Here is a 6,935-nt window from a genome sequence, read left to right as displayed (position 1 = left end):
GAGTAGCTTCTGATTCTCACCTTTTAAGAAGTTTTGAGGCAAATTTCACTATAATGTGTGAATGTTGAGAAGACCCTTTTACTACCTCTTCTCTCTCACCAATTTGTTATAATGAAGTGTAAGGGTGGCAGAGGGCGAAGATGCCTTGTACCCTGACGAAGATGAGGATGAAGACGACGATCAGTAATTCTTGAGTCGATGATACCAGCCGCAGGGCTGGTATTTTTTTGCCTATATGAATGGATTGTAAGCCGTAGCCGCTGTGTTACATCAACGCTGCAATCGCGTTCACTTCAGGTATAATGCGCGCAAACCAACAGGAATTGGAACGCTATGCAGCTCTCACTCGCCGGTCTTTGGCAGCTTTCACCGCTGACGGATCTCTCTATCCCCCAAGATGACATTACTTTTCCAGCACCATTAAGTGCGGTGTTACCCAAAACACTGAGTGAAGCGGAAATCGCTGAGCAAGAGTGGCATTTAATGCATGATATTGAAGTGGATGAAGACCTGCTGAGCTTTGCGGCGATTGATTTGGTGTTGGAAGGCATTGATTACCATGCCGAAGTACGCCTGAATGGGGGCGCGTTGTTTGACTGTGATGGCTCACTAGCGATTTATCGTAAAGACATCCGCCCCTTGTTAAAACTAGGGCGTAACCGATTTGAAATTTTGTTTTTGGAAGCGGATGAGGATTGGTTGCTGGATGAAGAGGCAACTGAGCTCTGTTTTTTAGGCGAGCAAGATACGCCCAATTATGATCAGCGAATCGGGGTCTGGAAAGCGCCTTACCTGCAATGCATTCGCCATCTGCGCCTGAACCATGTTTCAACCGAGCAAGTTTGGCACCACAGTGGCTGTGAGTTGTTGGTGAATCTGTTTTTCACCACTTATTCTCCGGGACTGGTTTCTGCTGCGGTGAAATTTGATGGTCGGACGTATCAAGTGCCGATTGACGTGCGCAGTGATCACGCCAGCGTGCTGTTTCAAGTTGATGCACCTAAAATTTATGATGTACGCCGCCCACGAGCGGAGGATCTCTATATCATCACCGTGCAATTAGATGGGCAAATTAAGCGTTTCCAACTCGGTTTGAGTGAAGCACACTGCGTTAGCCATTTTCCTCTGTAATTTCCTGCGTATCAAAATGCAAAACGCCTTCATCAAGAAGGCGTTTCAATCAATATTTAAATGGGTTAGTGAGCACAACCGAAATGGCTTGAGTGCTTGCTTTGCCATATTTTCTCATGGAAGTAGTAGGCACAGGTATTGATGCTCGGCTCGATCATCGCCATTACCCCCCCCACTAACCAACTGCCCGTCAACAGGTAAGCCACACTAAACGCTACGCTAAAATGGATGGTCGCGAAGCTAGCGGTTTTGATTCGGGTATCGCCTGCAAAGCGGCGCAACGTTGGAGAATTGGCCCATGCTTTTTCATGGAAGTAAAACGCGACAGTGTTCACCATCGGTTCGAGCATCGCAATCAGGCTGCCGAGAAGAACATCACCTGTCAGGACATACGCTACCGTAAATGCGATGGTAAAGTGTATTGCTGCAAAACTTAATGTCTTTTTCATGATTCAGTCCACCTGATCTTGTTTGATGGAATTATTATTGATAATAATTCTCAATTCATCAAGTGGGAAAAACCAATCAATGCGATAGGAATTAGTGAATAAAAAAGGCGCTATGAAGCGCCTTTATAGAGATATGACATTAAGCATTGTGGGTAATTAGCCTTGAGGCTTCACAACCAAAACATTGATCGGGGAGTTTTCTACCACTTTGCTCGCCACAGAGCCGAGCATGACTTTATCAATGCGTGAGCGTTTGTGGCTAGGCATTACGATAAGATCCGCACCTAAACGCTCCGCATAATCAAGGATGGTCGCGTAAGCTTTGCCTTCTGCAATGTGCAGCTTGTAAACAATCTCTTCATCAATGTGTTTATCAGCAAATGCTTTGAGCTGAGCACGCACATCATTTTTCATTTGTGCTGCGGCATCTTTTGGAAAATAGGTCGCCACCATGGACATATGAATGCCTGGCAACACGTTCAGCAAGTGAATTTCGGCGTTGGAATGTTTGGCATGCCAGACAGCAAGCTGAACCGCTTTGTCTGCAAAGCCTTGTTCATTCAAATCAACCGGAACAAGAATATGTTTATACATGACGCTCTCTATGGTTATTATTCCCTATCCTTATGGGTTTAGGGGATAGGTTGGCGATGATTCATTGACGCGTTAAGTATATGCCTGATTTGACTCAGGCATATTGACGCAGCACCTTGTTATGCCTTTTTTATCCGTCTTTTTTGGTTCCAAGCCAGCAGCAGAGTGAGCAAAATTGCTGGCAGGAATACCCACTCTTTCATCGGACGATCGCTATCGACCACGACTGAGCGAATTTCCCAATCAAAGTCGATACCTGCCGCTTCGGCTGGGCTACCGAATTCCACCATTTCGACCAACATGCGGTTTTTCTCGTTGAGCAGAGTTAAGCCCATTGAGGCAATGCGATCTTGAGCACCGACAGCGCGATCTTCAAACGGTAACTGTACGGTTTTAGAGGTGTATTCGCCTTTAAGATTTTCCCCAGCCACGATCATTTGGATCGGTTGTCCTACAGGCGTTTGCTCCACAATCTGCTCTAACTTGGTGCCTGCATACATGACTTGAGCGGGGTAGACCATGTCCCACCAGAAACCGGGACGGAAAAAGGTAAAGGTCAGTACCAGTAATGCAATCACTTCCCACCATTTGGTTTTGGTTAACCACCATCCCTGTGTTGCTGCGGAAAACAACAACATGGCCGTAATGGAAGAGAGTATGGTGAGCATTAAGTGCCACCAAGTATCGATTCCCATCAACAAGAGTTGGGTGTTAAACACAAACATGAAAGGCAGGATTGCCGTCCGTATGTCGTAAGCAAAGCCCTGAATACCGGTGCGAATGGGATCGGATTTGGCGATCGCCGCGGCAGCAAAAGCAGCGAGACCGACCGGCGGTGTATCATCAGCCAAAATACCGAAGTAGAACACGAACAGATGCACCGCAATCAGAGGGATGATCAAGCCATGCTCAGCACCTAATGTGACGATCACGGGAGCCATCAAGGTGGAAACCACAATGTAGTTGGCCGTGGTTGGCAAACCCATACCGAGGATCAAACTGATCACTGCAGTAAAAATCAACATCATGATGACGCTACCGCCAGAGATAAACTCGACAAAGTCAGTCATCACCAGACCAATCCCAGTGAGGGTGACAACACCCACAACCGTACCCGCAGCAGCAGTCGCCACCCCGATACCGATCATGTTACGCGCACCAGAGACCAAGCTTTCAAAAAGGTCACTCACCCCTTCTTTAGCGGCATCGCCGAGTGCACCTGTGCGGTTAAATAGGGCAATTAGTGGACGTTGCGTTAATAGGATGAAAATCATAAATACGCTGGCCCAGAATGCCGATAAGCCGGGCGAGAAGCGCTCAACCGTCAAACACCACACCAAAACCACAATCGGCAGTAAGTAGTGCAAGCCAGATTTTAGCGTTGGAGCGACATCAGGGACGAACTGTAAGTCTTCATCAATTCCCAGCCCTTCTTTTGCATACGGTGCGGAAACTTTTACCAGCCCAACGTAAGCTACCAATAACACCGCGGTAAGAATAGGGGTCGCGGCTGTATCAAAGGCTTCCTTGGTCCAACCGATACCGTAATAAACCAACGCACTGATCACGCATAAGCCAAGAATCGTTGCGGTAAAAGAGAGTAGCTTTTGAGCCAAAGTCGACTGGTTACGACGAGGAAGGCCACTCATGCCCGCTTTACAAGCTTCAAGGTGAACAATGTAGATCAAGGCGATATAGGAAATTAGCGCTGGCAGAATGGCGGCTTTGATGACTTCGACATAAGAAATTCCGACGTATTCCACCATCAAGAAAGCGGCCGCCCCCATGATTGGCGGAGTCAACTGGCCGTTGGTGGAAGCGGCCACTTCCACCGCACCGGCTTTGGTTCCGGGAAAACCAACGCGTTTCATGAGCGGAATGGTAAAGGTACCTGTGGTCACTACGTTGGCGATCGAAGAACCTGATACTAGCCCTGAGAGGCCAGAAGCCACTACTGCCGCTTTGGCTGGGCCGCCACGCATGTGCCCGAGCATAGAGAAGGCGACTTTGATGAAGTAGGCTCCCGCACCGGCACGTTCCAACATGGCACCAAACAGCACAAACAGGAAAACAAACGAGGTTGAAACCCCAAGTGCGACACCAAATACCCCTTCAGTGGTTAGCCACAAGTGTGACATCGCCTTGTTCAAGCTTGCCCCTTTGTGGGCAATCACATCGGGCATGTAAGGGCCAGCAAAGGTGTAGAGTAAGAATAAAGCGGCCACCATCATCAGTGGTGGGCCTAACGCACGGCGGGTCGCTTCAAGTAGCAGCACCATGCCAACGACTGAAGCAATCACATCCAACTGAGTCGGGGCGCCAGAACGTCCGGCTAGCTCTGCGTAGAAGAGATAGATGTAAGCTGCTGACAAGCTGCCCGCCAGTGCTAAAACCCAATCCATTAAAGGAATACGATCGAGCGGTGAGCCTTTCATCGCTGGATAAGCAGTAAAAGCAAGAAAAACCGCAAAAGTTAAGTGAATGGAGCGGGCTTGCGTGTCGTTTAGTACGCCAAAATCGAAGATAAAGGGAAGTGGTGAAGCGTACCAAAGCTGAAACAGTGACCAACAGAGCGGTACGAACCAAAGTATACGTCCCGGAATGCCTTTCGGATTTCTGGCTCCGGTATCCGCCTGTGCCACCATTTCTTGCACATCGGGCGACGGTGTTGTTGTCTGCGTCATGTACCTTATCCTTATTATTGATGTTCCATAGACTTATCATCGGTACTTAGAGTGTTGTACCTGAAAGTAGTATCACCAAAAGAGCACGTGAGACTAATGAGGAGGCGATCGCCTCCTCTTTTTATTAATCAATAAGTTATCGTTTTATGGAGAGGAGAAGCACTCCTCCCCATGATTGAAACGCGTTACTTAATCAAACCGACTTCTTTGTAGTATTTAATGGCACCAGGGTGAAGAGGGATGGAGTTCCCTGCAGTCACCATCTCTTCTTTCTTCAGGTTGGCAAAGGCTGGGTGTAGACGAGTAAAGGTATCAAAGTTCTCAAATACCGCTTTGGTCACGTTGTACACTACCGCTTCAGGTACGTCTTCAGTCGTTACTAGCGTTGCTGCTACACCGAAGCTTTTCACATCTTGATCTGTACCACTGTACATGCCAGCAGGCACTACGCTGTACGCATAGTAAGGGTTATTCGCGACGATTTTTTCGATCTCAGGGCCGGTAGCGGGAACCAGTTTAGCGGCACAAGAGGTGGTTGCTTCTTTGATTGCACCGTTTGGATGGCCAACCATGTAGATGAATGCATCAATCTTGTTGTCACACAGAGCTTGAGAACGCTCAGAACCTTTCAGCTCAGACGCCAATTTAAAGCTGTCGTTTGTCCAACCGAAGGCATCCATGACCACTTGCATGGTCGCGCGATCACCAGAACCTGGGTTGCCAATGTTAACGCGCTTACCAGCTAGGTCTTTCACGTTTTCAATACCTGAATCCGCACGCGCGATGATGTTGAACGGTTCGGTGTGGAGTGAGAACACGGCACGCAGCTTTTTGTATGGGCCTTGCTCTGCAAATTCGCTGGTACCGTTATAACCATGGTATTGCCAATCGGACTGCACGATGCCGAAGTCCAATTCACCAGAACGAATGGTGTTAACGTTGTAGATAGATCCGCCAGTAGATTCAACTGAACAGCGAATGTTGTGATCTTTACGATCCTTGTTCACCAACTTACAGATAGCGCCGCCTGTAGGGTAATAAACACCAGTAACCGAACCGGTACCGATGGTAATGAAATCCTGTGCGCTGGCGACACTAGAGCCGATAACAGCAGCTGCGATTGCGCCCATTTTGATTATTTTAGGTAATGACATGAATTTCCCTTCCTTCATTGGTAATGTGACTCAAAGCATTTATATAGCCCCGAGTTTTCCTGCCTGAGAAATATTGCTTTATGCGATGAAAAGAATGATAAAGCGACGGAATCATACCAAAAAAACAACAGATAATTACACAACTGTTAAAAATTATAGTGTGATTGACTCATTTATTAGACAGCAAAACGTTGAGTATCCTATGTAGATAATTCTTATATTTCAATTGTTTAGTTTGTATGCTGGTAAAAAGATGAGCTTTCTAAGATGTGAATTTGGTCACGCGTGGCGCGTGACCATAAAGCGGCAGCAATGATAATTTTTAGCCGGCGTATTCAAACAATTCGCAGACAGAGTGGAAAAGTTCTTTCACTGGTACATCGAGTGTTGGTGTGATGAAAATTGTATCATCGCCAGCGACTACGCCTAGAATTCCTTCCGATTTACCTAGCGAATCCAGCAGGCGTGCAATCAGTTGTGCTGCGCCAGGGCCAGTACGAATCACCACTAACGCATTGTTGTAGTCTACATCCAAGACTAGTTCACGAAGTGAACTGCTGGCAGTGGGGACGCCCAGTTCTGCTGGTAAACAGTAGACCATCTCCATTTTTGCATTACGAGTACGCACTGCGCCAAATTTGGTCAGCATGCGCGATACTTTGGATTGGTTGATGTTGTCAAAGCCTTCGTTTTTCAGCGCTTCAACAATATCGCCTTGTGAGCCAAAGCGTTCTTCTTTTAGTAGGGCTTTGAAAGCTCGGACTAGGTTATCTTGTTTATCTACGTTACGCATGATTCTTCTTACTTAGGTTAAATGATCAATTTGTGCATATTCTCGCATACCTATGCATGACACACCAAACGACTCGCTAAATTTGTCTTAACTGTCACTGTAAAAGTTTTTGATATCAGGTTAGATCGCT

The 6,935-nt window shown here is 47.2% G+C and carries 6 protein-coding genes; 1 reads left to right on the top strand and 5 read right to left on the bottom strand.

Translation table 11 applies throughout. The annotated features are described in order from the left end of the window. The first annotated feature begins 333 nt into the window (after positions 1 to 333). A complete protein-coding gene (locus tag VOA_RS05385; RefSeq protein WP_001177214.1) occupies positions 334 to 1,131 on the top strand; it encodes a glycosyl hydrolase 2 galactose-binding domain-containing protein in 798 nt (265 codons plus the stop codon). A 65-nt stretch (positions 1,132 to 1,196) separates the two neighbouring features. Here VOA_RS05385 and VOA_RS05390 read toward each other — a convergent pair whose 3' ends face one another. The 5 genes from VOA_RS05390 to argR form a co-directional block, all read right to left on the bottom strand. Further along, positions 1,197 to 1,580 carry a DUF2061 domain-containing protein gene (locus tag VOA_RS05390; RefSeq protein WP_000753235.1) on the bottom strand — a complete coding sequence of 128 codons (384 nt, stop codon included), beginning with the start codon at positions 1,578 to 1,580 and terminating at the stop codon, positions 1,197 to 1,199. A 156-nt stretch (positions 1,581 to 1,736) separates the two neighbouring features. Further along, entirely contained in the window at positions 1,737 to 2,174 is a 438-nt protein-coding gene (locus VOA_RS05395; protein ID WP_000276484.1) for a universal stress protein, read from the bottom strand. A 119-nt stretch (positions 2,175 to 2,293) separates the two neighbouring features. Then, positions 2,294 to 4,858 carry a TRAP transporter permease gene (locus VOA_RS05400; RefSeq protein ID WP_000195210.1) on the bottom strand — a complete coding sequence of 855 codons (2,565 nt, stop codon included), beginning with the start codon at positions 4,856 to 4,858 and terminating at the stop codon, positions 2,294 to 2,296. Between the two features lie 185 nt (positions 4,859 to 5,043). Continuing rightward, positions 5,044 to 6,012, bottom strand: a complete 969-nt coding sequence (locus VOA_RS05405; RefSeq protein ID WP_000056634.1) for a TAXI family TRAP transporter solute-binding subunit — start codon at positions 6,010 to 6,012, stop codon at positions 5,044 to 5,046. A 322-nt stretch (positions 6,013 to 6,334) separates the two neighbouring features. Further along, the gene (argR, locus tag VOA_RS05410; RefSeq protein WP_001246635.1) at positions 6,335 to 6,805 is read right to left on the bottom strand and encodes a transcriptional regulator ArgR; all 471 of its coding nucleotides are present in this window, start codon (positions 6,803 to 6,805) and stop codon (positions 6,335 to 6,337) included. Positions 6,806 to 6,935 lie beyond the last annotated feature (130 nt).

The sequence above is a fragment of the Vibrio sp. RC586 genome, assembly GCF_000176715.1.
In the GTDB taxonomy this organism is placed as follows: Bacteria; Pseudomonadota; Gammaproteobacteria; order Enterobacterales; family Vibrionaceae; genus Vibrio.
This window is presented reverse-complemented; position numbering and strand designations above follow the sequence as displayed.

Coding starts and splice junctions, on each gene's coding strand:
- VOA_RS05395 (WP_000276484.1), bottom strand. CDS start 2,174: ATGTATAAACATATTCTTGTTCCGGTTGATTTGAATGAACAAGGCTTT.
- VOA_RS05400 (WP_000195210.1), bottom strand. CDS start 4,858: ATGACGCAGACAACAACACCGTCGCCCGATGTGCAAGAAATGGTGGCA.
- VOA_RS05405 (WP_000056634.1), bottom strand. CDS start 6,012: ATGTCATTACCTAAAATAATCAAAATGGGCGCAATCGCAGCTGCTGTT.
- VOA_RS05390 (WP_000753235.1), bottom strand. CDS start 1,580: ATGAAAAAGACATTAAGTTTTGCAGCAATACACTTTACCATCGCATTT.
- argR (WP_001246635.1), bottom strand. CDS start 6,805: ATGCGTAACGTAGATAAACAAGATAACCTAGTCCGAGCTTTCAAAGCC.
- VOA_RS05385 (WP_001177214.1), top strand. CDS start 334: ATGCAGCTCTCACTCGCCGGTCTTTGGCAGCTTTCACCGCTGACGGAT.